Source organism: Vibrio coralliilyticus ATCC BAA-450 (genome assembly GCF_000176135.1).
Taxonomy (GTDB): Bacteria; Pseudomonadota; Gammaproteobacteria; order Enterobacterales; family Vibrionaceae; genus Vibrio; species Vibrio coralliilyticus.
In genome coordinates this window covers 153,143-176,349 of record NZ_ACZN01000017.1, presented here as the reverse complement: position 1 = coordinate 176,349, position 23,207 = coordinate 153,143, and the positions used below count along the sequence as shown (strand labels likewise).

25 protein-coding genes are annotated in these 23,207 nt (G+C 44.2%); 16 read left to right on the top strand and 9 right to left on the bottom strand.

The annotated features are described in order from the left end of the window. Nucleotides 1-8 precede the first annotated feature (8 nt). Nucleotides 9-1,712 (bottom strand): FAD-dependent oxidoreductase, encoded by a 1,704-nt coding sequence (locus VIC_RS16125; RefSeq protein ID WP_006961103.1) that lies wholly within the window; start codon nt 1,710-1,712, stop codon nt 9-11. Between the two features lie 154 nt (nt 1,713-1,866). On the opposite strand from VIC_RS16125, the gene VIC_RS16120 reads away from it, so the two are divergent. The 3 genes from VIC_RS16120 to VIC_RS16110 are packed head-to-tail and all read left to right on the top strand — an operon-like array spanning nt 1,867 to nt 3,051. After that, nucleotides 1,867-2,178, top strand: coding sequence for an ArsR/SmtB family transcription factor (locus VIC_RS16120; protein WP_006961102.1), 312 nt, complete (start codon nt 1,867-1,869; stop codon nt 2,176-2,178). A 2-nt stretch (nt 2,179-2,180) separates the two neighbouring features. Then, a complete protein-coding gene (locus tag VIC_RS16115; RefSeq protein WP_006961101.1) occupies nt 2,181-2,591 on the top strand; it encodes a YeeE/YedE family protein in 411 nt (136 codons plus the stop codon). Nucleotides 2,592-2,601: 10 nt separating this feature from the next. Further along, nucleotides 2,602-3,051, top strand: a complete 450-nt coding sequence (locus VIC_RS16110; RefSeq protein WP_006961100.1) for a YeeE/YedE family protein — start codon at nt 2,602-2,604, stop codon at nt 3,049-3,051. Between the two features lie 27 nt (nt 3,052-3,078). Here the strand turns inward: VIC_RS16110 and VIC_RS16105 are convergent, their stop codons facing one another. Beyond that, nucleotides 3,079-3,969 (bottom strand): endonuclease/exonuclease/phosphatase family protein, encoded by an 891-nt coding sequence (locus VIC_RS16105; RefSeq protein WP_006961099.1) that lies wholly within the window; start codon nt 3,967-3,969, stop codon nt 3,079-3,081. A gap of 294 nt (nt 3,970-4,263) precedes the next feature. Between VIC_RS16105 and nrdD the strand changes: the two genes are divergently transcribed. From nrdD to VIC_RS16080, 5 genes are all read left to right on the top strand, one after another. Then, entirely contained in the window at nt 4,264-6,384 is a 2,121-nt protein-coding gene (gene nrdD / locus VIC_RS16100) for an anaerobic ribonucleoside-triphosphate reductase (RefSeq protein WP_006961098.1), read from the top strand. A 107-nt stretch (nt 6,385-6,491) separates the two neighbouring features. Next, the gene (gene nrdG / locus VIC_RS16095; protein ID WP_006961097.1) at nt 6,492-6,959 is read left to right on the top strand and encodes an anaerobic ribonucleoside-triphosphate reductase-activating protein; all 468 of its coding nucleotides are present in this window, start codon (nt 6,492-6,494) and stop codon (nt 6,957-6,959) included. 170 nt (nt 6,960-7,129) lie between these two features. Next, nucleotides 7,130-8,311, top strand: coding sequence for an amino acid aminotransferase (locus VIC_RS16090; protein ID WP_006961096.1), 1,182 nt, complete (start codon nt 7,130-7,132; stop codon nt 8,309-8,311). Between the two features lie 75 nt (nt 8,312-8,386). Continuing rightward, entirely contained in the window at nt 8,387-9,043 is a 657-nt protein-coding gene (locus VIC_RS16085) for an ATP-dependent zinc protease family protein (RefSeq protein WP_039952107.1), read from the top strand. Nucleotides 9,044-9,260: 217 nt separating this feature from the next. After that, a complete protein-coding gene (locus VIC_RS16080; RefSeq protein WP_006961094.1) occupies nt 9,261-9,671 on the top strand; it encodes an NUDIX hydrolase in 411 nt (136 codons plus the stop codon). A gap of 35 nt (nt 9,672-9,706) precedes the next feature. Here VIC_RS16080 and VIC_RS16075 read toward each other — a convergent pair whose 3' ends face one another. Together VIC_RS16075 and VIC_RS16070 are read right to left on the bottom strand one after the other, a co-directional pair. After that, nucleotides 9,707-10,180, bottom strand: coding sequence for an FKBP-type peptidyl-prolyl cis-trans isomerase (locus VIC_RS16075; RefSeq protein WP_006961093.1), 474 nt, complete (start codon nt 10,178-10,180; stop codon nt 9,707-9,709). Nucleotides 10,181-10,195: 15 nt separating this feature from the next. Beyond that, nucleotides 10,196-10,822 carry a thiol:disulfide interchange protein DsbA/DsbL gene (locus tag VIC_RS16070; RefSeq protein WP_006961092.1) on the bottom strand — a complete coding sequence of 209 codons (627 nt, stop codon included), beginning with the start codon at nt 10,820-10,822 and terminating at the stop codon, nt 10,196-10,198. Nucleotides 10,823-11,056: 234 nt separating this feature from the next. Between VIC_RS16070 and VIC_RS16065 the strand changes: the two genes are divergently transcribed. Further along, the gene (locus VIC_RS16065; RefSeq protein WP_006961091.1) at nt 11,057-11,674 is read left to right on the top strand and encodes an OmpA family protein; all 618 of its coding nucleotides are present in this window, start codon (nt 11,057-11,059) and stop codon (nt 11,672-11,674) included. A gap of 102 nt (nt 11,675-11,776) precedes the next feature. Further along, on the top strand, nt 11,777-12,559 hold the full coding sequence (locus VIC_RS16060) for a substrate-binding periplasmic protein (protein WP_006961090.1): 783 nt from the start codon (nt 11,777-11,779) through the stop codon (nt 12,557-12,559). A gap of 19 nt (nt 12,560-12,578) precedes the next feature. On the opposite strand, the gene glpC is transcribed toward VIC_RS16060, so the two are convergent. From glpC to glpA, 3 genes are read right to left on the bottom strand one after another with little or no spacing between them, the layout of a single operon-like run. Then, nucleotides 12,579-13,808, bottom strand: a complete 1,230-nt coding sequence (glpC, locus tag VIC_RS16055; RefSeq protein WP_006961089.1) for an anaerobic glycerol-3-phosphate dehydrogenase subunit GlpC — start codon at nt 13,806-13,808, stop codon at nt 12,579-12,581. Further along, a complete protein-coding gene (glpB, locus tag VIC_RS16050) occupies nt 13,805-15,109 on the bottom strand; it encodes a glycerol-3-phosphate dehydrogenase subunit GlpB (protein ID WP_006961088.1) in 1,305 nt (434 codons plus the stop codon). Before glpB ends, glpC begins: the two co-directional genes overlap by 4 nt. Continuing rightward, a complete protein-coding gene (gene glpA / locus VIC_RS16045) occupies nt 15,106-16,773 on the bottom strand; it encodes an anaerobic glycerol-3-phosphate dehydrogenase subunit A (protein WP_006961087.1) in 1,668 nt (555 codons plus the stop codon). The genes glpB and glpA overlap by 4 nt, the downstream gene beginning before the upstream one ends. Nucleotides 16,774-17,248: 475 nt before the next feature. On the opposite strand from glpA, the gene VIC_RS16040 reads away from it, so the two are divergent. Beyond that, entirely contained in the window at nt 17,249-18,100 is an 852-nt protein-coding gene (locus tag VIC_RS16040; protein WP_006961086.1) for an MIP/aquaporin family protein, read from the top strand. Nucleotides 18,101-18,145: 45 nt separating this feature from the next. Beyond that, nucleotides 18,146-19,660 (top strand): glycerol kinase GlpK, encoded by a 1,515-nt coding sequence (gene glpK / locus VIC_RS16035; protein ID WP_006961085.1) that lies wholly within the window; start codon nt 18,146-18,148, stop codon nt 19,658-19,660. 56 nt (nt 19,661-19,716) lie between these two features. Here glpK and VIC_RS16030 read toward each other — a convergent pair whose 3' ends face one another. Next, nucleotides 19,717-19,968, bottom strand: coding sequence for a YgjV family protein (locus VIC_RS16030; RefSeq protein WP_029236068.1), 252 nt, complete (start codon nt 19,966-19,968; stop codon nt 19,717-19,719). Nucleotides 19,969-20,262: 294 nt separating this feature from the next. Beyond that, entirely contained in the window at nt 20,263-20,583 is a 321-nt protein-coding gene (locus VIC_RS16025) for a DUF496 family protein (protein WP_006961083.1), read from the bottom strand. Nucleotides 20,584-20,776: 193 nt separating this feature from the next. On the opposite strand from VIC_RS16025, the gene VIC_RS16020 reads away from it, so the two are divergent. From VIC_RS16020 to VIC_RS16005, 4 genes are all read left to right on the top strand, one after another. Continuing rightward, nucleotides 20,777-20,971, top strand: coding sequence for a hypothetical protein (locus VIC_RS16020; RefSeq protein ID WP_006961082.1), 195 nt, complete (start codon nt 20,777-20,779; stop codon nt 20,969-20,971). Nucleotides 20,972-21,000: 29 nt separating this feature from the next. Further along, the gene (locus VIC_RS16015; protein ID WP_006961081.1) at nt 21,001-21,660 is read left to right on the top strand and encodes a YceH family protein; all 660 of its coding nucleotides are present in this window, start codon (nt 21,001-21,003) and stop codon (nt 21,658-21,660) included. Next, a complete protein-coding gene (locus tag VIC_RS16010; RefSeq protein WP_019275432.1) occupies nt 21,660-21,977 on the top strand; it encodes a GIY-YIG nuclease family protein in 318 nt (105 codons plus the stop codon). Before VIC_RS16015 ends, VIC_RS16010 begins: the two co-directional genes overlap by 1 nt. Nucleotides 21,978-22,043: 66 nt before the next feature. Continuing rightward, the gene (locus tag VIC_RS16005; RefSeq protein ID WP_039952225.1) at nt 22,044-23,183 is read left to right on the top strand and encodes a conjugal transfer protein TraF; all 1,140 of its coding nucleotides are present in this window, start codon (nt 22,044-22,046) and stop codon (nt 23,181-23,183) included. Nucleotides 23,184-23,207 lie beyond the last annotated feature (24 nt).

Here is a 23,207-nt window from a genome sequence, read left to right as displayed (position 1 = left end):
AGGTTCAATTACCTTTTCGAGTACAGGTAAGTTCGATACCCACCAATTAAGTTTTTGGCTCTGTAACCATTATTCACTAACTGACGATAAGCTACGTTGCCACGTAGACCTACCTGACAGTAAATAACGATCTCTTTGTCTTTCGGTAATTCACTCATGCGTGATCGTAGTTGGTCAACAGGAATATTAAGCGCTCCCTCGATCAAACCATTGTTCTCAAGTTCTGCAGGGTTGCGTACGTCAAGCAGTATTTGGTCTTCGGATAGGCTGTCAATTTCATCGAAATGTATCGCGGTTGCGTCACCTTTAATGATGTTGTTTGCTACAAATGCAGCTTGGTTGATGACATCTTTTGCCGAGCCAAAAGGCGGTGCATAAGTCAGTTCGAGATGCTGAAGCTGCTCTACCGTCATCCCAGCACGCTGTGCTACTGCCATTACGTCAATACGCTTATCGATACCATCTTTACCCACGGCTTGTGCGCCGAAAATTTTGCCAGATTTAGGGTCAAACAGCATTTTAAACGATACTGTTTCGGCTCCAGGGTAGTAGCTTGCGTGGCTTGCGGTGTGTACATAGACTTTTTCATAGTCGATACCATCACGCTGAAGTTGTTTCTCGTTTTGACCAGTAGACGCTGCGGCCAGGTCAAAAACCTTACAAATAGCAGTCCCCTGTGTTCCTTGGTAAGTTTCATTGCGTCCTAGCATGTTGTCAGCCGCCATTCGACCTTGGCGGTTAGCTGGCCCGGCTAAAGGAACTAAGGTTTGAGTGCCCGTGACAAAGTCTCTCTCTTCGATTGCGTCACCAACGGCATATATAGAAGGATCGCTCGTCTGCATCATCTCATTGGTGTAGATACCGCCGAGTTGACCAATTTGAAGCCCTGCTTGCTGAGCGAGCTTGATCTCTGGCCTCACGCCAATGGCCATGACTAAAATGTCAGTTCTGATTGTGTCGCCATTGTTGAGCGTCAAGTCTAGCTCACCGCTTAAGTGCTGGTGTGCTTCATCTTCTCCAGATTCGAGAGTAGAAATGTGATCATTTGGAATGTGCTGAACAGATTCCAAAGCAACTCCTAAGCGCAGATCTATACCTTGGTTTCGAATCTCTTCGTGGATAAATCCCGCCATTTCTTTGTCCACAGTCGTCATGACTTGATTTGCTTGCTCGATGAGCGTTGTTTTAATTCCACGCTGATGAAAGGCTTCCATCATTTCTAATCCGATAAAGCCACCACCTACAACTGTTGCGTGCTCAGGTTTGTTCATCTCGATAGTTCGAATTATACGGTCCATGTCGGGGATATTTCGAAGAGAGTGGGTGAGTGGATTTTCAATACCGGGAACTGGAGGGACGATAGGCGCAGCTCCTGGACTCAATAGCAAGAAATCATAACTTTCGTTGTAATCCTTGTTATCAATGAGGTTCTTGACGGTAACGGTTTTAGTTTGTCGATTGATAGAAATAACTTCGCTCATGACACGTACATCAACATTAAAACGAGCAAGGAAGCTCTCGGGTGTCTGAAGTAAAAGCTTGCTACGATCCTGTATCTCGCCACCGATGTGGTAAGGCAAACCGCAATTGGCAAATGAAACAAACTCGCCGCGTTCAAACATAATGATTTCTGCGCTTTCACTTAAGCGGCGCGCCCTAGCGGCCGCTGAAGCTCCTCCGGCAACGCCACCTACGATAACAATCTTAGTCATAGTGAATACCTATAAGAATGGGTCTTGATGTAGTGAATATTAGCTAATGCTAAACTAAAATAATCTAAATGTGAACCATCTAATTTAGGGTTGACTAATATAATGAGTTACGTACAATTTGAGGTAATTTAGTAACACCTAATGTAAAGGCGATATGAATCCAAACACAATTGATATCATGGAGATGAGGGAAAGTGCAGAGGAAGCATCGGATATTCTTAAGATCATGGCTCATCCGGTTCGACTAATGATCCTTTGCCAACTCACTCAAGGTGAAATTGGCGTTGGGGAGCTGCAAAGCAATTCTCTCCTCAGTCAGTCTGCATTTTCTCAGCATCTGACGGTATTACGTAAAAACAATTTGATTAAAGCACGTAAGGTCTCTCAACAAGTATTTTACTCACTGGCTGACTCGCGCATCGAAGCTTTAATTCAGTGTTTCCACTTGGTCTTTTGTCGGAGGTAATCATGATATTTGAGTCTTTTCCTTGGCTATCACTCATCGGGGGCGCGTTGTTGGGTTTATCAGCAACTATGCTGTTGATGATTAACGGTAAAGTGGCGGGAATCAGTGGCATCGTCAACGGTGTGCTCTCACCAAAACGTAATGATCTTTTCTGGCGTCTGTTGTTTCTTATCGGCATGGTTTCGGGTGGGGCTCTAAGTGTAATGGTGCTTGGTATCGAAATACCAAGCACCGAATCTATTTCCACTTTTGTTCTGGTAATAGCAGGTTTGCTGGTTGGATTTGGGACTCGACTAGGCAACGGTTGCACCAGCGGGCACGGCATATGTGGTGTCGGTCGACTCTCCTTTCGTTCAATCGTCGCGACAGCCATTTTTATGGTAGTTGCGGCTCTGACTGTCTATATTCGCTAAGGTAAACGCTATGGGTAACGCTACTCTTCGAATCTCTGCATTAGTAAGTGGTCTGCTTTTTGGTATTGGTATGGCGCTGTCAGGTATGACAAATCCAGAGAATGTGATTGGTTTTTTAGATGTTACTGGAGCATGGAATCCAAGCTTAGTATTTGTAATGGGGGGTGCGTTACTCATATTTGCTCCGGCCTATCACTTTTTGATAAAACCTCAAGCCAAAGCACTGTCCGGCGATGTGTTGTCTCTGCCTACGAAAGTGCAGCTGGACAGTAAGCTCATCTATGGGGCAGCTTTGTTTGGAGTTGGCTGGGGACTCGCAGGTATATGCCCAGGCCCTGCTATTACGAGTTTAGCGTTTGGTAATCTTGATATCGCTATCTTCATAGCGTCTATGGTGTCTGGGTCTTTGCTCGCTAAATATGTGGCAGCACCGAGCCCCCAAATGGTTTCGCAAAACTGATAATAGGGCGCTCATAAGAGCGCCTTGTTAGTTTAGTTGGGTGCTGATAGGGCAGTGGTCACTCAAATGATGTTGGAGAACCAATGAAGTGGGAAAAACATCTTGGTTGGTTTGAGCGGTGGTCAACCCAGGGCTCACAATAATATGGTCGATGAGGGAACGAAATTGGTGCGTCTTATTTGGGTTCTTGCGCGAACGCACCTTACATGTTGCCGGTGTGCCTTTTGTCGCCAGTACGGCTTGTGAAGAGTGAGAAATTACTTCCCATAACCAATCTCCGTTGTAACTGAGGTTGTGGTTGAAGTCGCCCAGTATGGCGTAGTTCTGTCCTTGTCGCTCTCGTTCACTGATCCATTGGTTCAATACCTTGCCCTGCGATTTGAGTATTTTGCAGTCACGGCTGTTTTTATAGGCGCCACTACAGCGAGCTTTTAGATGGACGGACAGGGCATGTATGGGCTGTGAGCCATTTGGGTTGAGTACAATGTAAGTGCCAAATCGGAGTTTACTGTTTTTTCTTTGATCGAGCTGAATGTCTGGCTTATCCGCCACCTCAATATCTTCTTTGACTGCAAATCCCGTATATTGATTGATATCGTCAAACTGTTGCTTCATATACGCGTCTGATGCACGGTCTGAGAAATATACGCGATAATCATCTCCAATCACTTTATGCAAAGCCTGTTGGTCGTTCACTTCTTGAAAAGCAAGTACATCACTATCGATTGTCGAAAAGTGTCCAGCGAGTGCCTGAAAATCTTGTTTGCTTCGCTGGGATTCTGAAAATTTGTCTGAAGGGTGAGATGTCAGCCACTCCAAATTCCATGCTGTGACTGTAAGGGAGGAGGAGGCAAAAGAAGCGGTCGACTTCGTTATCAACAGGATAGCCAAAATCGCTTTGAATTTAGTGTTAGTCATACTCTATAAACTCTGTTTTCAGGTACAGCCTTTATTCTATAAGTCCTCTAAAAAAAGCAAGTTAAAATCCAATAAAAATCACTTTTTTCATACATTTCTTTCAAGCTGAGATCACTGCCACTAAGATCGATTTGATCTTAATCTAGGGCTTAATTTTATTGATCGAAATCAATACACGAGCTTGGTTCATCTCGTTAAATACGCCACAACATATTGTGTCGGTAGAATAAAAAATAACCCTATATAGTGTATTTGTGGATAAGTCTGTGAGTATGTAAAGGGTAAGGAGAGAAGGTGAAACCAATCGTAATCAAGCGTGACGGCTCTAGAGCTCCGTTTAGCAGGGATCGCATTCAGGCTGCTGTTGAAGCAGCGGCAGAGCATGTAGATAAAGAAATCGCTATATACGCGCTGAATGTCGCACTAGCGGTGGAGCTGCAGCTTAAAGATCACGATGAAGTTCATATAACGGAAGTTCAGACGTTGGTGGAAAATGAGTTAATGCAAGGGCCTTATAAGTCACTCGCACGCTCGTACATCGAGTACCGCCATGATCGCGATATTGCACGAGAGAAGCAAAGCGCTTTGACTCGCGAGATCGAAGGGTTAATTGAAGAAAGCAATGTCGATCTGATTAACGAAAACGCGAATAAAGATGGCAAGGTTATCCCAACTCAGCGTGATCTACTGGCCGGGATTGTTGCTAAACATTACGCTAAAACGCACATCCTTCCCCGCGACATTGTTCAGGCACATGAGCAAGGCGATATTCATTATCACGATTTGGACTACGCTCCGTTCTTTCCGATGTTTAACTGCATGTTAATCGATTTAAAAGGCATGCTGACCCATGGTTTCAAAATGGGCAATGCGGAGATAGATACGCCAAAATCGATTTCTACAGCGACCGCCGTTACCGCACAAATCATCGCTCAAGTTGCCAGCCATATATACGGCGGCACGACGATCAACCGTATTGATGAAGTGCTTGAGCCTTATGTGATGGCCAGCTACGAAAAGCACCTTAGCATTGCTCAGGAATGGGACATTCATGAACCCAAAGCGTTTGCACGCGTTCGCACTGAAAAAGAGTGCTATGACGCTTTTCAGTCTCTGGAATACGAAGTGAATACGCTGCATACCGCCAATGGTCAGACACCTTTTGTCACCTTCGGGTTTGGCCTTGGTACTAGTTGGGCCTCGCGATTGATCCAACAATCGATTCTCAAGAATCGTATCGCTGGTCTAGGCAAAAACCGTAAAACGGCCGTATTCCCTAAGCTTGTCTTCGGGATCAAAGATGGTCTGAATCATAAAGCTGACGACCCTAACTATGACATCAAGAAGCTAGCACTTGAGTGTGCGTCTAAACGTATGTATCCAGACATTCTTAACTACGAAAAAGTGGTTGAGGTAACGGGTTCATTCAAAACGCCAATGGGATGTCGTAGTTTCCTAGGAACCTACGAGGAAAATGGTGAGTTGATCCATGAAGGTCGCAACAATCTAGGCGTTGTTAGTCTAAACCTTCCTCGAATTGCGATTGAAGCAAAAGGTGACGAGGGTAAGTTTTATGAGATTTTGAATACGAAGTTAGAACTCGCACGCCGCGCTTTAGAGACACGCATTGCTAGGTTAGAGAATGTGAAAGCACGTGTTGCACCAATTCTCTATATGGAAGGCGCTTGTGGCGTTCGCCTAAAGGCTGATGAACCTATTGCTAACATTTTTAAACACGGCCGCGCGTCTATTTCTTTGGGTTACATAGGTGTTCATGAAACCATTAATGCTTTGTATGGCAATCAGACACACGTTTATGACAACTCAGAGCTTCGTCAGAAAGCGCTCGATATCATCAAGCACCTTAAAGATAAGGTGAACCAATGGGCCGAAGAGTCGGGTTATGGTTACAGTTTGTATGGCACACCTAGTGAAAACTTATGTAGCCGATTCTGCCGCATTGATACGAAAGAGTTTGGTGTATTGAAAGGTGTTACAGAGAAAGGTTACTACACGAACAGTTTCCATCTCGATGTAGAGAAAAAGGTCAACCCATACGACAAAATCGACTTTGAAATGCCTTACCCGCAGATCTCGAGTGGTGGTTTTATTTGTTACGGCGAATTTCCTAACATGCAGCGCAATGTGGAAGCGTTGGAAAACGTTTGGGACTATAGCTACAGCCGAGTTCCTTACTACGGTACCAATACACCAATCGATGAGTGTTATGAGTGTGGTTACAACGGCGAATTTGACTGTACGAGCAAAGGGTTTACGTGTCCTAGCTGTGGTAATCACGACTCTACCAAAGTCTCTGTAACCCGCAGAGTGTGTGGTTATCTGGGCAGTCCTGATGCGAGGCCGTTCAACTTTGGTAAGCAAGAAGAAGTAAAGCGTCGGGTTAAGCATCTATAAAGCTAATGCGTGAATTGATTCAGTGACGAAAAGGGGGGCGGGGAGTCACTCGCCCTTTATCATCAGAGCGAAAGCATTTTCTCAAATATCCAACATCGGAAAACGTCATGAACTACCACCAGTACTATCCTGTGGATGTGGTTAACGGGCCGGGTACGCGTTGTACTCTGTTTGTCTCTGGCTGCATACATCAGTGCCGTGGGTGTTATAACCAATCGACACAGCGACTCGACTCAGGGGTATTGTTTACTCAACAAGCGGAAGACCAGATTCTGCAGGACTTAAAAGATACACGTATTAAGAGACGTGGGCTCTCGTTATCCGGTGGCGATCCACTCCATCCAGCCAATGTTACTGATGTTCTTCGGTTGGTAAAACGTGTACGCCAAGAGTGCCCAGACAAAGATATCTGGATGTGGACAGGTTATACGCTAGCCGAATTGACGGCGGCGCAACAAGAAGTAGTCGCGCTAATTGATGTTTTAATTGACGGCAAGTTTGAGCAAGAGAAAAAGGATCTCAACCTAGAGTGGCGTGGTAGCTCCAATCAGATTATTCACCGATTCAAGGTTTAGCTGTAAATCTTAGTATTATATTCTGACCGAACTCTTGATGTTGCAAATATGTTAATAATAAAAGGTTTTTATCCTGTTTTGCTCTTAGGCACTAAAATTTTATTTCTGAGTTAGAGGATTAAGTGATAAATTGACCACTGTTAATTGAATTTCAAAGGGTTATGACTTTCATGTTCTCTCATTTACCAACACCTACACTGGATCCCATCCTTTCTTTATCAGTTGCTTACCGCAATGATCCTCGTCCTGACAAAGTGGACTTGGGTATCGGCGTCTACAAAAATAGTACTGGTGAAACACCAATCATGAAAGCAATATCTCAAGCACAGGATATTGTGGTTGAAACGCAAAAAACGAAATCTTACGTCGGTTTGGCCGGTTGTGAAGAGTTTAACCAGAGTATGGTTGATTTGCTGCTGTCGGGCACTTCGGCCATGGATCGCGTTGCAGCCACCCAAACGCCGGGCGCTAGTGGTGCTCTGCGTATGTTAGGCGATCTAATGAAAGTCGCACAACCTGAAACGACGGTTTGGATCTCAAACCCTAGCTACGTTAACCATCGTCCTGTTATGGAAGCTGCGGGTCTTAAAGTGAAGCTGTACAGCTACTTTAGCCCTGAAACCAAACAGGTTGATACAGCGCGAATGTTAGAAGAATTGTCTCAAGCGGGACCAAAAGATGTGGTCCTTCTGCACGGGTGTTGTCACAACCCAACTGGGGCTGACATCGACTTTTCTGCTTGGCAGGCGGTGACGGAGTTATCGCAGAAAAACGGGTTTACTCCATTTGTCGATATTGCATACCAAGGTTTTGGCGACGGACTGGAAGAAGATGCTAAAGGCTTACGCTTTATGGCTGATAACGTTGAAGAGATGTTGATTACCACGTCTTGTTCAAAGAACTTTGGTCTTTACCGTGAGCGTACGGGTGCTGCTATAGTGGTTGGCAAATCATTACAGGATGTTGGCAATGCAAAAGGTAAGCTGTTAACGCTCGCACGTGCCACTTACACAATGCCGCCAGATCACGGTGCGGCATTAGTCAAAACCATCCTGCAAAGCGAAGAGCTGACAGGCGTCTGGAAGCAGGAACTGAGCGAAATGCAGCAGCGCTTGCTCAATCTTCGTCATACTTTGTGTAATGAATTGAGAAATACCCATAATACTTCACATTTCGATTTCATTGAAAGCCACAAAGGCATGTTTACTGTGCTAGGCTTTACTCAAGACCAAATGACGCAACTCCGTGAAGAATATGGTATTTATGGTGTTGGGGATGGTCGAATTAACATCGCAGGTCTGACAGAAAAAGATATTCCTTACGTAGCCGATGCGATAGTTAAAGTGTCTTAAGTTTCGCTTTAAGGCTCACCCTGATGTGGGCCTTTTTTAAAGCGGTCGTATCTTGTTATTGAGTTAGGTGATCGAATGAACAAAACATGGAAGGTTCTAATTCCAGTTATGCTTAGTGGTGGTTTGATGGCATGTTCAACGACAGGCCAGCAGCCAGTAGAGCCAGAGCAAAAACCACAGATTGAAGAGCCTAAAGTAGAGCAGCCAGAAAAAGAAGTTGAGAAAGAGACGAAGCCGGAACCTAAACCGGAAGTGAAGCCAGAAGAAAAACCAAAACCTAAGCCAAAACCGCAACCAAAGAAAACATCAGATGGAAAACTGATCCTTGGTGAGCAAGAATGGGTTTACGTTCCAGGGCTTGAAGAGAACTTCAAAGCGCGTATTGATACTGGTGCGACAACCTCATCGATCAGTGCCACGGATGTGGTGGAGTTCGAACGTGATGGCAAAGATTGGGTTAAGTTCAAAATTGAACATGATGGGGTTAAGAGTAAGGAGATCGCTCTTCCCGTTGAGCGCTGGGTTAAGATTCGTCAGTCCAGTGCGGAAAAATCAGAGCGTCGTGCTGTAGTCGAATCATGGATTCAAATTGGTGATCTGAAAGAGAAAACAGAATTCACGCTTGCAGACCGCACTCATTTGAAGTTTCCATTACTCCTCGGGCGTAGCTTCTTTAAAGATGTCGCGGTTGTAGATGTCAGTAAGAAGTTTGTTCAGAAAAAACATAAGTAGCCATTAAATCATTGAGCAAAACGGCACCTTTGGAAAGGTGCCGTTTTTTATTGTTTTACATTTCGTTTTTTGAAGGCGGAGCGAGAACTTAAATGCATATTCGGTTACCCTTCGCGGGTTCTTACAATCTTGTATCGGCATCAGACATTTCAAATCTAAAAACATAAACGTCTGAGTTAGAACGCCGATGAAGTCAGCTTAATCCAAGGAGCCCCCAATGAAGCATTTATCGATGGCAGTAGTTATCAGAGATGGAAAAGTTCTGATTCAGGAGCGCCACCGAAATACTCAAGGTATGATCATGGAATTTCCCGGTGGGGAAGTGGGCAGCAATGAGTCTGGTACAGATGCCGCCATTAGAGAGCTGCATGAAGAGACTCACTTGAGTGGACTATCTCACGTCGCCACGTATAGCGATATTAATGAGTATGGTGGAAGAATTTACTACGTTGTTCTTCATGCTGGTGAATCTGCACAACCCGTTGCTCATTCTGAAGAAAGGCAGCAAACCTTCCATTGGATGACAGCAGAAGAGATTCCAACACACGATTTTTATAAGGCTGATGTTAACTTTATTCAGCAACATTTAAACAAGCATCTTTGCAGAGAGTTGAAAGAGCTTGCATAGAAAAAAGGCCAATCACGAATGATTGGCCTTTTTGGTTATTGGATTTCCAACAACTCGACATCAAATATTAGCGTTGACGCTGGTGGAATTGGGCCACTTCCACCTTTGCCATAGGCTAGAGGGCTAGGAATGAAGAAGCGGAACTTGTCACCTTCAACCATGTAGGTTAGGCCTTCTTGCCAACCTTTGATCACTTGGTTGAGAGCGAATGAAATCGGTTCACCACGCTCAACAGAGCTATCAAACACAGTGCCATCGATTAGCGTACCATGATAATGCACCTTCACTTTGCTCTTTGCGGTTGGATTTACTGTGCCAGTGCCTTTGTTTAGCACAAGGTATTGCAGGCCGCTTTCCGTTGTTACCACACCTTCTTTTTCGCCATTCTCAAGAAGAAATGCTTGGCCTGCTGCAAAGTTTTGCTCGCCCGCTTTGCTGGTAACCATAGTGCGATAAATCATAAAGCCAGCTAGCACTAAAACGACGATTGGGATGATTATTTTAGACATGAGTCCTTTCCGTTTTTACTTAGGGTTGTTTTGAGTTAAATAGTTAATGGTCTTGGCGATGTCTTCAACATCTTTGTGACCGGATGTCAGCACCATATATTTACCGTTTACGATAAAGGTTGGAACTGAATTAATTTGACCTTTTTCAGTGATGTCTTCAGCAACTTGCATCGCTCTGAATAACTGTTTTTGCTGATCTTCTTTGAGTTCGTAAGGGCTAATTAGTCCGCGAGAATGGAAGGCATCATCGATGGCTTGCTTTTTCTCGGCCATTGTTGCGCCGTCGCCCATTTGAGCCGCGGTAAACAATTCATCCATCATTGATGGTTCTGGCTTTTTGCCCAATTGCATTTCGGCGGTGTAATAGATCATGGCGCCAACTTGTGCACTTTCGTTAAACGTCACGTGGATCTTGCCAATGTTTTGCTTGGTGAGCTCTTCCAATTGAGGCAAAACTGATTCCATCTTTTTACAGTGGCCACAATTGAGTGAGAAAACTTCAGTCACTTGAGGTAAGCGAAAGGTCGATAAGTTGACAGGAAGTTTTTGGAAGTGCTTACCTTCCTGTGGGACATCGCTATCTGCACAACCAGCCAAGAGAGCGGCAAATGCGATGGTCAGTAAGGTCATTATCTTTTTCATAGTGTGTTCTCTTTATTATCGCTGTTCACGCTGTGTTTTCAGCGAGATCACGGTAGGCGGATTTTACTCTTTCACGGCTAGTAACTAAATAGCAAACCGCGCGAAATGCTTATTAAATCATTTCAGAACGTTAAGTCGTCAACAGGCGATAAGCAAAGGGTTAAATTATAATTAAAGTATTCCAGAAGTTGCCGATATAAATGATGTATCGAAACGGAAACGAATGGTGGATCAATGAAATATTTTGCCTTACCTTTGCTCTTGCTCCTCACTGGTTGTGGCAATCTGGCTAAAGAAATGAGTTATCTAACGGATGACATGCTAGAGACTGCGCCAAAAACAGATTTCGAAGTACGATACCCGAATTGGGGTGACGCGCCTCAACTGGCTTCGTCTGGTGTGAAAGGACCAATGGGGCAGATGCGCACCACGAGCTACAGTGATTTGCAAAGTTTCCTATTGAAAAATGGTGTGGACTACGAGGTACTGCCGGGTAATCACATCATGGTTAAGTTAACCGATACAATCAAATTCAATACGGGTTCGTCAATGGTGAAACCGGACTCCATGTATTGGCTGGACATGATGGGCCGATACTTAGCAACACAGCCAGGAATTGATATTGTGATTGATGGGCACGCAGACAGTACTGGAGCGCCGACTTTTAATGACTCACTTTCAATGAAACGCGCCAAAGCTGTGAAAAAGCAGCTGGTTAGCAATAATGTGGCAATGAATTCTATCTACACACGCGGTTACGGTGAATATGTGCCAGCATGTTCAAACACAACCAGCGCCGGAAAAGCTTGTAACAGACGAGTAGAAGTCCTGTTTATCGTTTCGAATAACTGACCAAAAATTAGCGTAACTCAAAAGCCAAAGCTAGACTCTTCAAATACAACCTGATGTCGTTTCATCGGGTTGTATTTAGCCATTTAGTGTAGCGGAGAGTTTATGCTCCATCAGTCTGAGTTTTTATCAAAGCCCATTGGCGTATTTTTTGCCCACTTACTTCTTATCGTCTCTCCAATGTCAGTATCTGCGATGACTCTTACCATTGCCGTTGGTGGTGAGTATCCTCCATATCACTCTAAACAATTGCCTGGTTATGGTATTAACGCCCAAATTGTTACTGCTGCATTTAAAACTCAAAATGTAGAAGTAAAGTATGTCCACTTGCCAACTTGGAAAGAGGCATTTGATTTCGCAGCGCAGGGGAAGGCTGATGCAACAGCGCTATGGGAGCTGAATGAGGAGTACCAAGAATTATTCCTGATAAGTGATGTTGTGTATAAGATAAACGCGCATTTCTTCTACAAAATAGACAAGACATTCGACTGGGATCGTGTGGAAGATCTAGAAGGTTTGAAGGTGAGCGCTTTGATTGGTGGCTACTACGGTGAACCGTTTGAAAAAGCGGAGCAAAGTGGAACATTGATCGTTGAACGAGTGCATGATGAAGCTGAAAACATCAAGAAACTGCTCGCAGGTACTATTGATGTGTCACCACTGTACATTACGCACGTCAACTATGTACTTAAAAGTGAAGGGCTAGAGTCGGAAAGAGAGCTTCTGGCTTACCACCCTAGGCCTCTTTTTGTGAATACACTGCACCTGTTGCTGCCCAATCAAAATCCTGAAAGCGTACAGAACTTGATGACTTTCAATGAAGGTCTGAAAGTCATCAAAAAGAGTGGCAATCTACAATCTATCCTCAACGCACATCTCAATTATTGACGTACCCTCAGTGCACAAGCTAATGGGCTATGGCCATTGCCAGTAATGTGACTGGATGGATAGTCTCAAGTTGTGTGTTCTCTTCAATTTGCCATTTGCAGGTTTCGCAATCCGTGATAGCAAAGTCCGCCTCAGCTGATTTAATCGACTCAAATAGATGATGGCCAATTTTCATGGAAACATCATAGTTTTCTTCTTTAAAACCATAAGTTCCTGCCAGACCACAGCATTCGCTATCAAGGACGATCAATTCCAATCCAGGTATTTGTTTTAGCACTTCCAAAGTGAATATGACATTACCACTTCGTTCCAGATGGCAAGGTGTGTGGTATACGACCCGTTTGTTGAGCGGTTTCATATTCAACGTATTACCATTCATAAACTCCTTTAAAAGGAACTTAGTGATGTATTCAATACGATGGCTGACATGATCATTTTCAACGCCCAAAACATGCGGGTATTCCTGCTTGAGCGTAAATGAGCAAGTTGAAGACGTTGAAAGCACTGTATGATCCCGCTCAATAACGGCCTCTTCTATATTTTTAATGTTTAGTTCTGCATTGCGACGAGCCTTACTATGAAAGCCGTTCGCAATCAGTGGGACACCACAGCACTTTTCCTTTTCCAATAGTTGTACGCCGATGCCTAGTGCGTTGAGAACTTTGATCAGATCCTTTCCAAGCTGAGGGTGGTTGTAATTGACAAAGCAGCCGTGAAAGTAGCTGATTTGACGAGGATAGCTTGCTTGATCCGACACCTGTTTTTTGTACCAGCGACGAAATGTTCCGTGTGAGTATTTGGGTAACGATTTGTGATCGTGAATACCCACTGCTTTATGCATGATTTTTTTGACAGGCTTGTTGTCCGTTACTTTATTGATTATGGGGGCAACAGGGGTAGCCAAATTCCCGAAAAGATCGGTATGACTGAGGACAAAATCTCTAATGAGTTTCGGGCTCAAAGTTTTCTTCGCGTATTTTCCTCTTGCCACGGCAATAATGTCACCAATGTTGACGCCAGAAGGACAAGCCGTTTCGCAGCGTTTGCAGTTGGTACATAGCTTTAATGCTTCATCATAATAGTCGGCGTTTTTAATCCGCAGTCGCTCTCCATCTGGCCCAGATTGCTTAGGGCCGGGGTAGAGCGGGTTTGCTTTGGCTACTGGGCAGTAAACAGTACAAACGGTGCACTTAATGCAATGATCAAAACTGGTAACCTGAGGAGCGTGATCAGCAAAATAGGTGGTCATACTAAGGCCTCCTCTGACGTTATGGCATGGACAATATTACTTGCTACATGGAAAGCGGTTGCGATGGCAACACCGCCTCCACAGCCTTGTTGTATAGGATCGTAATGAGATAATACTGAACCGCAGCAGTGTAAGTTACGAACCGTTTGACCATTTAGAGTCGGGTTAAAGTGGTCATCAGTGACCACACCAAATTGCATAAATGGGTGTGAAGACTGGCTGAAAAAGTCTTTATCTCGCCATTGGCGCCGGTCTTGATGATAATGTACATCTAAGTCGAATATTGGTTCGACAACCCGATTCGATTCAGCAACCAAACCATGGCTAAAGTAACTCCCTGAAGCGAGCACGTAGTGTTTGGCGATGAGCGGAAACTCTTCTAAGTTGGCTGTCTGTATTGATCGAATGGCCTTTTTATCCTCGTGCCAGTGTGCGGAAATAACTTTGTCACCTTTGAGTTGCACTCCACCCATTTTGGTAAACATGCCTTGTAATGCTTCTTCTAGCCTAATTCCTAACAAGGAAGGTGGCATTGTCGGCACTTCATGGAAACGCAGTTGGGTCTCGCTTTGTAATCTTTCCATCAGCGTAAGGCCGTCGCCATTTCCCATGATAGCAGGGAGAATGACAAGATCATCCACCGTCGCTCCTGCGCTTAACTGATGTACAAGGCTCGAAAATGCTTTGGGCTGTTTGAGTATTCGAGCGATATCGATGGAACGCAGTTCATTCGGATTTTGTCGTAGAGAATCAAAGCCGGGAATACGAACCGACAGTATTTTCTTTTCGACTTTGTTGAACTCTTCAATTTGGTTCAAGTTATCGAGAGCGAGTTGAGGTTGAAAATCACGAAACCCGTCAATAGAGACTAAAACGAACCTCTTGAATGACGAATGGGGGATGTGCTGATGCACAAATGGTTGTGACAACCATGTGGGTTTGAGTGTCCCCAAAGGTGTTATTCGATGGTGATTATGACCATTTTTGCTTGATGACAGCGAAACCCCAGCCTGATTAAGTAGAGTCTGAAACCATAACATTGCACGTTTCACCTCAGAAACAGATAGCTTGCTATAAGGGTGCTCAGGTGAAAGCTTTTTGAGAGCATCAATACTTTCAAAAGGGTCTGTCACTTCCAAGCCATTTGGTAGGTGTCCAAGTACATCAATTGAACCCGAGGAGAAGTGCAGGGAGCTGTGGCCTTGATTAATCAAGACCGTTTTCAACCCAGATTCCAAACATTTTAAAGCTGAGCAGTAACCAGCTATTCCGCCTCCTATAATAGCAACATCGTACTTCATCTGGGTTCCTCCTTAGTTTCGTTGTGAGGAAGTATTTGACCAGCACCAAACAAACCTTCGTAAATCCAATGGCTAAATTCGGCTTCTCTAAGCGCATCGCCCCAGAAGATGGGCTTAATACCTTTCCATCTTTCTTCAAGGAATTCATTGAGAAGTTGACTGCACTGATTACCACTATGGTTGGCGTACTGGTTAAACAAACTTGCAGCGCGATAACTGCAAAGCTCTCCCTGGCAAGGCCCCATTCCAAGACGCGTGCGGCGACGCAAATCGACCAGAGTGTGCACATTGAGTTGTTTAATCGCGTATTCTATTTCTCCTGCTGTGACCATTTCACATTCGCAAATAACGGCTTGTTTTTCTGCACTTTCATCCAGAAAGTCAGTAACACGTTCACCATGTCGATAATGCGCTGATTCGTAGACAGGTTTTACGATACTGGCTGTTTTCTTTGGCTTGTTCACTGGTTTGTTTGAGCCGGGAAGAGGCTTGATGTGTGTGGTGCATGGCTCATTAACAGATAGCTTCTCGGCTAACAAATCTGTCGCCCATTCAGCCATTAGGCGGTAGGTCATGAGTTTGCCGCCAGTAATGGTAGTGAAGCCTTTCAGGCCATCTCGCTTTTCGTGATCAAGTAATACGATGCCTCGGCTGATGTTGCGTCCGCTGCCGTCATCGTCGACTGAAACCAATGGTCGTACACCTGCATACGCGCGGAGTACTCGAGTATTAGCCATAATAGGCGCGAGCTTCGCGCCTTCTCTCAGCAACACGTCGACTTCTCGCTCGGTAACATGCAGGTCATCTATTTGATCGTAATCGATATGCTCTGATGTAGTACCAATGAGAGAAATGGTGTCACCGGGAACCAATATATCGGCGTCTGAAGGTTTTCGGCAGCGATTGATTACGAGATTGTTGATTCGATAATCGAGTATGAGTAACGAGCCTTTTGCCGGGAACATCTTGATGCTGAGATCGGCATACTCGCAAATGTTTTGTCCCCATATACCAGCGGCGTTGATGACTTGCTTGGCAAATATCTGAAAGGATTCGTTCCTCAGAGTGTTGTAGCAGTTCACGCCGAGGACGGTGTCTTCATGACGTATTAAGGAGGTGACTCTGGTTTTATTGAATAGACGCGCTCCGTGCTCACTGGCATCTAAAACATTAGACGCGCATAAACGAAATGGATCTAACGTGCCATCGGGGACTTGGATCGCGCCTAATAGGTTAGGGTTGGTGTTGGGCTCAAGAGCAAGTGTTTGTTTTGTTGTTAACCGCTTTGTTTCGATCCCTGCTTCACTGCATGCGCTTATAAAGGTGTCCTGAAATTTAATATCGTCTTCAGGCAAAGTAATAAAGAGTCCTGTTGTCTCTTCTACACAATGACTCGCGATTGACTTTAGTATGCGGTTTTCTTGAATACACTCTTTTGCTGACTCTTTGTCTGTGACGGCGTAACGAGCGCCTGAGTGAAGTAAGCCATGATTACGTCCTGTTGTTCCTGACGCAATGTCATCTTGTTCTAGCAGAACGCAGTTGATTCCCCGTAATGCGCAGTCTCGCATGATTCCTGTACCTGTTGCGCCTCCACCGATAATGACTACATCAGTTTCGAACCGTTTAACCATAGTAAAGTTGGCCTTTGGTGAAATATCCATAATTATAATGTGCCATTAATTTCATTTTGTTTTCGGTATCTTGTTCACAAATGAGCGAACGAGTGTTTAATGGTTGTTGTGTTACTAGTAAACAATCAGGTTTGTTTTCAATTAGTCAAAATACGGGCAGGCGTACACTGTTTAAACTGTCAAAAAGTATACGTAACAATAGCTCAACATATGTCGGGGTAGTGATTAGAGTAAATACACCTGTTTTTATTAAAGGCCTGGTGGGCATAAGTCTTAGCGGGTAAGCGTTCAGATGATATGAGAATAGTGTTAATAGTGAATCTGAAAGTGAAGATCAAAAAATTGATTTAATTAACAAAATAGAGAACATAAAAATAACAAAATGTGCTCGAACGCTCATTAATGGGGAGTGAAAGTTTAATCTCACGCTCATGTATGCAAAATACAATGCGCAATCAATAAAAAAACTAAATTGCACATATTAATGTAAACAAGGACTCTTACTATGACTAATAGAAAACCAACCTTACTTGGTGAATGTATCGCTGAGTTTATAGGTACTGGACTGTTGATATTCTTTGGCGTTGGCTGTGTAGCCGCTTTAGTACTGGCGGGCGCTCAGTTTGGGCAATGGGAAATCAGTATTGTCTGGGGCTTTGGGGTTGCGATTGCTATCTACTGTACAGCAGGTGTGTCAGGAGCGCACATTAACCCGGCTGTGACGATTGCATTGGCTGCTTTTCATGGATTTGATAAAGCAAAGGTTGTTCCATACATCATCGCTCAAATGTTAGGCGCTTTTTGTTCAGCTGCACTGGTATACAGTCTGTACAGCAATTTGTTCGTCGATTACGAAATTGCACATGGTTTTGCTCGCAGTAGCCAAGATGCACTGGCCACGGCAGGAATCTTTTCTACATACCCTCATGCGTCGTTGTCATTTGCAGGAGCGCTAGCAGTTGAGTTTGTTATCACAGCAGTTCTGATGTTTGCTATTTTGGCGCTCGGTGATGAAAACAACGGTGCCGCACGCGGTGCAATGAACCCTCTACTTATCGGTGTTTTGATTGCTGTGATTGGTGGTTCTCTTGGTCCACTAACAGGTTTCGCAATGAACCCTGCACGTGACTTTGCTCCTAAGTTGTTTGCATACCTTGCAGGTTGGGATTATGCGCTCTCAGGTGCTAAAGACATTCCATACTTTATTGTTCCTATTTTAGGTCCGATTGCTGGCGCATGTTTTGGCGCTTGGGCTTACCCGAAATTTATCGCTCAATACCTACCGAATACAGGTACAGGTTGCACGATTCCAAATCAGTGTGAAGACACTGAAGAGAATCAAGAAGCGCATGTTTAATACTAAAATTACTAATAGAAATATAGAAACGAAAAGGAAATGATCATGACTGAGCAAAAATACATAGTCGCGCTAGATCAGGGCACCACAAGTTCAAGAGCGGTTGTACTAGACCACGACGCAAATATTGTTAGCGTTTCTCAGCGTGAGTTCACTCAGATTTACCCAGAAGCGGGTTGGGTAGAGCATGATCCAATGGAAATCTATGCAACACAAAGCTCAGTGTTGGTGGAAGCATTGGGTAAATCAGGTATTCGTAGCGACGAAGTAGCCGGTATTGGTATTACAAACCAACGTGAAACAACCATTGTTTGGAACAAAGAAACAGGCAAACCGATTTATAACGCGATTGTTTGGCAATGTCGTCGTACTGCTGCAATCTGTGAGGATCTCAAACAGTGCAATTTAGAAGAGTATATTCAAGAAAATACGGGCCTAGTCTTGGACCCTTACTTCTCCGGTACCAAAATCAAATGGATTTTGGACAACGTTGAAGGTGCACGTGAAGATGCTGCGGCTGGTAAGCTACTGTTTGGTACGGTTGATACTTGGCTGGTATGGAAGATGACTCAAGGTCGTGTTCACGTAACAGACTACACTAACGCGTCACGTACGATGCTGTTCAATATCAATACACTTCAATGGGATGAGAAACTGCTTAAGGAAATGGACATTCCGTTGTCTATGATGCCTGAGGTGAAGAAATCATCAGAAGTGTACGGTCAAACGAACATTGGTGGTAAAGGGGGTACGCGTATCCCAATCGCTGGTATTGCGGGTGACCAACAAGCAGCACTGTACGGTCAGATGTGCGTCAACGCAGGTCAGGCGAAAAATACCTACGGTACGGGTTGTTTCCTTCTAATGAATACCGGTCAGGAAAAAGTGACCTCAAAGAATGGGCTTCTAACTACGCTTGCTTGTGGACCTGCGGGTGAACCTGCTTATGCATTGGAAGGCGCGGTCTTTATGGGTGGAGCATCGATTCAATGGTTGCGTGATGAAATGAAGCTTTTAGCAGACGCAAAAGATTCTGAATATTTTGCGACTAAAGTAGACACATCTAATGGCGTTTATGTAGTACCTGCCTTTACTGGTCTTGGTGCTCCGTACTGGGATGCATACGCACGTGGTACCATTGTTGGACTGACGCGCGGCGTAAACTCCAACCACATTATCCGTGCGACACTAGAAGGTATCGCTTACCAAACACGTGACGTCCTTGATGCAATGCAAGCAGACTCCGGAATTAAACTTGAAGCACTTCGTGTTGATGGCGGCGCGGTTGCGAACAACTTCTTGATGCAGTTCCAATCGGATGTTCTTGATACACAAGTACTTCGCCCTAAGGTCACAGAAGTTACGGCGTTGGGCGCTGCTTATCTTGCAGGCTTGGCAGTTGGTTTCTGGGATAGCTTAGATGAAGTGGCGGACAAAGCGGAAATCGACAAGACATTTGTTCCTCATCACGATGAAGAAAAGCGTAACCGACGCTACAAAGGTTGGAAGCGTGCCGTGAAGTGTGCTCAGGCTTGGGCAGACATGCACGACGAAGAGTGATACAAAAACGCCCCGGACATGTCCGGGGCGTTTTGATTCATTCAGCTAATTATTTGCTATGCAGCACTTTCTGCTTCAGTGCTCTTTTTTTCGCTTTGCATTTTCGCAAGGAAGTAAACATTAACGCATGCAATAAAGCCATTAGTCACTACGACTGGCCAAGCATCAATCATAAGACCGTAAGCAGTAAAAAGCGCACAACCAATGAAGTTCAGCACGCGCAGCTTAACAATGTCTTTCATGGTTAGAGAAATTGCTACCATGATAGATGCAGCGTAGCCTAGAATTTCAACCATATTCATATCCATAATTTGACCCTCTAAAAGTTTGCCGAACAGTGTCGGTACCAATTCTTCTCGCCTTGAGATAACTGAGGAAGCTCCATGCCTCGAATGGTCTGAATAATTATCTGTGGAAAATATAACAGGGCTAAATGTGTGATGAAAGCCCCAGTTTTGGGTTTGTAGAAGGTTAGCGATTACGCAAACGTTTAATGTAGTTTACTAATTTGTAATAACTAAAAATGTTGGCTGCTCTAACTGTCATTACTAAAAAAGCCCACATTTAGTAATGTGGGCTTGGTGTGCTACTAGTGATATCAACTACTTCTTTTTACCCTGAAGCACTTGTTTGTCTTCTTCCGTTAGCTCACGGATGCGACGACTAATATCACGACGTTCTTTCGAGATTTCTGCGCTCTTAATGATGTGGTCATCAACGCGATCTTCATAATCAGCTTTCATGTTTTTGATGATGCCGACGATCTCATCAGGCGTCATATCCGGCTTGATGTAATCCATCAGGTTCTCAAGAAGATCGACGCGCTTACGGTTGTCACGAACCTTTTTTTCATTATCAAGCAGTTCACGCTTTAGCTTATTCTTACGACGGGCCTGAGCTACAATTTCAAATACACCACTCATAGGTTTCTTTCCTATATTTACTTACCTTTAACTGTCTTCGATTAAAACACAACATTCCTGCCGATAACAGTCTTAAGATCAATCATTACAAGGCGTTGACGATTTTATCACCAATCTACTTATTAGGTGATTGAGCAAGGGCTATAGTTCAGGATATGATTTCGCTATTGATATCAACTAACACCGCACCACTATGCGAACTTCTGACATTATTATCCCTAAAATTGAGCCTGCTGAAGTGCCCCAGCGTTCGAGCAAAATCATCGAAGCTTACAGAAAAGAGCGTACTCGTCAGGAAGTGACGGAAGTCGAATTAAACCGTAGTAAAATCGTGATGATCGATGAAAACGGAAACATGAAAAAAGTTCCCATCCTTTCTGAACATTGATTTGGGAAGATTCAAATAAGGAAATAAAAATGAGCATAGAACTAAATCCTGTTGAAGCCCGTGTTATTGGCTGCCTGATTGAAAAAGAAGTCACTACACCTGATTACTACCCGTTAACATTAAACAGCCTGACCAGCGCATGTAATCAGAAAAGCAACCGCGAGCCAGTTATGGCCTTAAGTGAATTGGATGTTCAAGAAGCAGTCGATAGCCTTATAGGGCGCAGGCTGGTTAGCGATGAAAGTGGATTTAATAGTCGTGCTAGCAAGTTTCAGCATCGTTTTTGCAACACTGAATTTGGTGATTTGAAACTGACCAAGCAAGAGAAAGGTATTGTTTGCTGCATGCTTCTACGCGGCGCTCAGACGCCGGGTGAATTGAGAACGCGTACGAATCGATTGGCCGAATTTTCAGATGTTAAAGAAGTAGAAGCAATACTGGAACGTCTGGCTGCACGTGAAGAAGGTGCATTGGTCGTGAAACTGCCGCGTGAAGCCGGTAAGCGTGAATCACGTTATATGCATTTGTTTGGTGGTGACGTGGATGTAGAAGCTATGGCAGCGACAAGTGCTTCTACTGTTCAGCCAGCTTTTAACAGTGATCGTGTCGAGGCGCTTGAACAAGAAGTGGCGACGCTAAAGTCGGAAATGGCAGAACTCCGTCAACTTGTCGAGCAACTAACCGCTTAATGTCTCAGCCAAAACAAACTGCAACGTGTTCGGATTGGTACGTTTATCTTATCCGGACGCGTTTGAATGCTTTGTATTGTGGTATCACTACAGATGTTGAGCGACGCTACTCTCAACATCAACTAGGTACCGGCGCCAAGGCGTTAAAGGGTAAAGGACCATTGACACTCGAATGGTCAGCTAAAGCGGGTCAAAATCGTTCAGCAGCTTCCCAAATAGAGTACCGCATCAAGAAGCTCACGAAATCTCAAAAGGAGCGGTTGATTTCTGGAAGCTCAACTTTGAGTGACTTTTTCGATATCGATCTACTCAATTAAATTCCCGTCATTTTCTGAAATTTGTATTAACCTTGATTATGAGACGTCAAAAAGGTTGATATGGATATGAAACTATTAAGAAAAACGTCAATAGCAGTGGCGGCAGGTTTAATTTCTTTAACCGCTAACGCAGCAACAGTAGTCCCAGATGGTCGTGGGAATGGGATGGGGAACACGGGAGTTACCACCGCTGATTATGTGTTAGCGCCTTTCTACAACCCCGCTCTGGTGGCTGTTTATCGAGATTCGGACACGTTTGGGATACTGCTTCCTGGTATTGGAGCTCGAATTCGAGATACAGACAAAACCCTTGAAACGGTTGATGATCTTCAGGATGCAATAAAGCAGTTTGAAAGCAACCCTTCTACACCAGGAATTGAAGCCACTATCAATGGTTACTTAGACCAACTCGCAGACGACAAGCCACTTGGTGTGAATGGTGGTGTTGTTGCTTCGGTTGCGTTACCTCTGAACGCTTTTTCAACAAATTTATTTTTGCGAGGCTATGCGGATGTGATCGCAAAAACAGATATTTCCAGCTCTTCCAATACCCAAACACGCTATGAAAACTCTCGTGTAGACATGATTGCATTCGGATACAGCGAGTTTGGTGTTGCTGTTGCAAAACGTATGACTCTTGCAGGACAAGATGTTTCACTCGGCATATCACCAAAATTCCAGACGATGCGAACTTACAAACAAGCGCTGACGGTGGAAGATTTTGATTTAAGTGATTATGACCAAAGCGAAACCAAGGAAAACGCGTTTAACTTGGACCTTGGTGCCGTATGGTTTTATGAACAATTCCGTGCTGGAATCGCAATTAAAGACTTGTTTTCACAAGAGCTTCAAACGCTTGATATAAGCGGCGTGAGTACTTATAAGCTTGATACTCAGGTGACAGTGTCAGGTGCTTATGCGCTGGATTATTTTGTCGCGACGGTTGACTGGGATTTGACTAAGCAGGAGCGATTTACTGACCAAAATGATGATACCCAATTCTTACGTTTTGGTATTGAAGGTAATGCTATGGGGTGGGCACAACTCAGAGCTGGTTATGAAATTGATTTGGAAGATACATTAGACAACTCAATTACAGCAGGCATTGGTATTAGCCCAGGTGATTTAGTTAGCCTAGACTTGGCGGGAAGTTATGCTGGTGATAACCAATATGGCATCTCAGGTAATTTGTCTTTTACGTTCTAGACTCAATTATGCATAATTAGCCTA

Bases quoted from the DNA above. Each gene is read 5' to 3' on its own strand.
- glpB (WP_006961088.1), bottom strand. From the start codon at position 15,109: ATGAAGTACGATGTTGCTATTATAGGAGGCGGAATAGCTGGTTACTGC.
- VIC_RS16010 (WP_019275432.1), top strand. From the start codon at position 21,660: ATGTCTCAGCCAAAACAAACTGCAACGTGTTCGGATTGGTACGTTTAT.
- VIC_RS16060 (WP_006961090.1), top strand. From the start codon at position 11,777: ATGCTCCATCAGTCTGAGTTTTTATCAAAGCCCATTGGCGTATTTTTT.
- VIC_RS16105 (WP_006961099.1), bottom strand. From the start codon at position 3,969: ATGACTAACACTAAATTCAAAGCGATTTTGGCTATCCTGTTGATAACG.
- VIC_RS16120 (WP_006961102.1), top strand. From the start codon at position 1,867: ATGAATCCAAACACAATTGATATCATGGAGATGAGGGAAAGTGCAGAG.
- VIC_RS16040 (WP_006961086.1), top strand. From the start codon at position 17,249: ATGACTAATAGAAAACCAACCTTACTTGGTGAATGTATCGCTGAGTTT.
- glpK (WP_006961085.1), top strand. From the start codon at position 18,146: ATGACTGAGCAAAAATACATAGTCGCGCTAGATCAGGGCACCACAAGT.
- VIC_RS16110 (WP_006961100.1), top strand. From the start codon at position 2,602: ATGGGTAACGCTACTCTTCGAATCTCTGCATTAGTAAGTGGTCTGCTT.
- nrdG (WP_006961097.1), top strand. From the start codon at position 6,492: ATGAACTACCACCAGTACTATCCTGTGGATGTGGTTAACGGGCCGGGT.
- VIC_RS16015 (WP_006961081.1), top strand. From the start codon at position 21,001: ATGAGCATAGAACTAAATCCTGTTGAAGCCCGTGTTATTGGCTGCCTG.
- VIC_RS16115 (WP_006961101.1), top strand. From the start codon at position 2,181: ATGATATTTGAGTCTTTTCCTTGGCTATCACTCATCGGGGGCGCGTTG.
- VIC_RS16125 (WP_006961103.1), bottom strand. From the start codon at position 1,712: ATGACTAAGATTGTTATCGTAGGTGGCGTTGCCGGAGGAGCTTCAGCG.
- glpA (WP_006961087.1), bottom strand. From the start codon at position 16,773: ATGGATATTTCACCAAAGGCCAACTTTACTATGGTTAAACGGTTCGAA.
- VIC_RS16020 (WP_006961082.1), top strand. From the start codon at position 20,777: ATGCGAACTTCTGACATTATTATCCCTAAAATTGAGCCTGCTGAAGTG.
- VIC_RS16025 (WP_006961083.1), bottom strand. From the start codon at position 20,583: ATGAGTGGTGTATTTGAAATTGTAGCTCAGGCCCGTCGTAAGAATAAG.
- VIC_RS16005 (WP_039952225.1), top strand. From the start codon at position 22,044: ATGAAACTATTAAGAAAAACGTCAATAGCAGTGGCGGCAGGTTTAATT.
- VIC_RS16075 (WP_006961093.1), bottom strand. From the start codon at position 10,180: ATGTCTAAAATAATCATCCCAATCGTCGTTTTAGTGCTAGCTGGCTTT.
- glpC (WP_006961089.1), bottom strand. From the start codon at position 13,808: ATGACCACCTATTTTGCTGATCACGCTCCTCAGGTTACCAGTTTTGAT.
- VIC_RS16090 (WP_006961096.1), top strand. From the start codon at position 7,130: ATGTTCTCTCATTTACCAACACCTACACTGGATCCCATCCTTTCTTTA.
- VIC_RS16065 (WP_006961091.1), top strand. From the start codon at position 11,057: ATGAAATATTTTGCCTTACCTTTGCTCTTGCTCCTCACTGGTTGTGGC.
- VIC_RS16085 (WP_039952107.1), top strand. From the start codon at position 8,387: ATGAACAAAACATGGAAGGTTCTAATTCCAGTTATGCTTAGTGGTGGT.
- VIC_RS16080 (WP_006961094.1), top strand. From the start codon at position 9,261: ATGAAGCATTTATCGATGGCAGTAGTTATCAGAGATGGAAAAGTTCTG.
- VIC_RS16030 (WP_029236068.1), bottom strand. From the start codon at position 19,968: ATGGATATGAATATGGTTGAAATTCTAGGCTACGCTGCATCTATCATG.
- VIC_RS16070 (WP_006961092.1), bottom strand. From the start codon at position 10,822: ATGAAAAAGATAATGACCTTACTGACCATCGCATTTGCCGCTCTCTTG.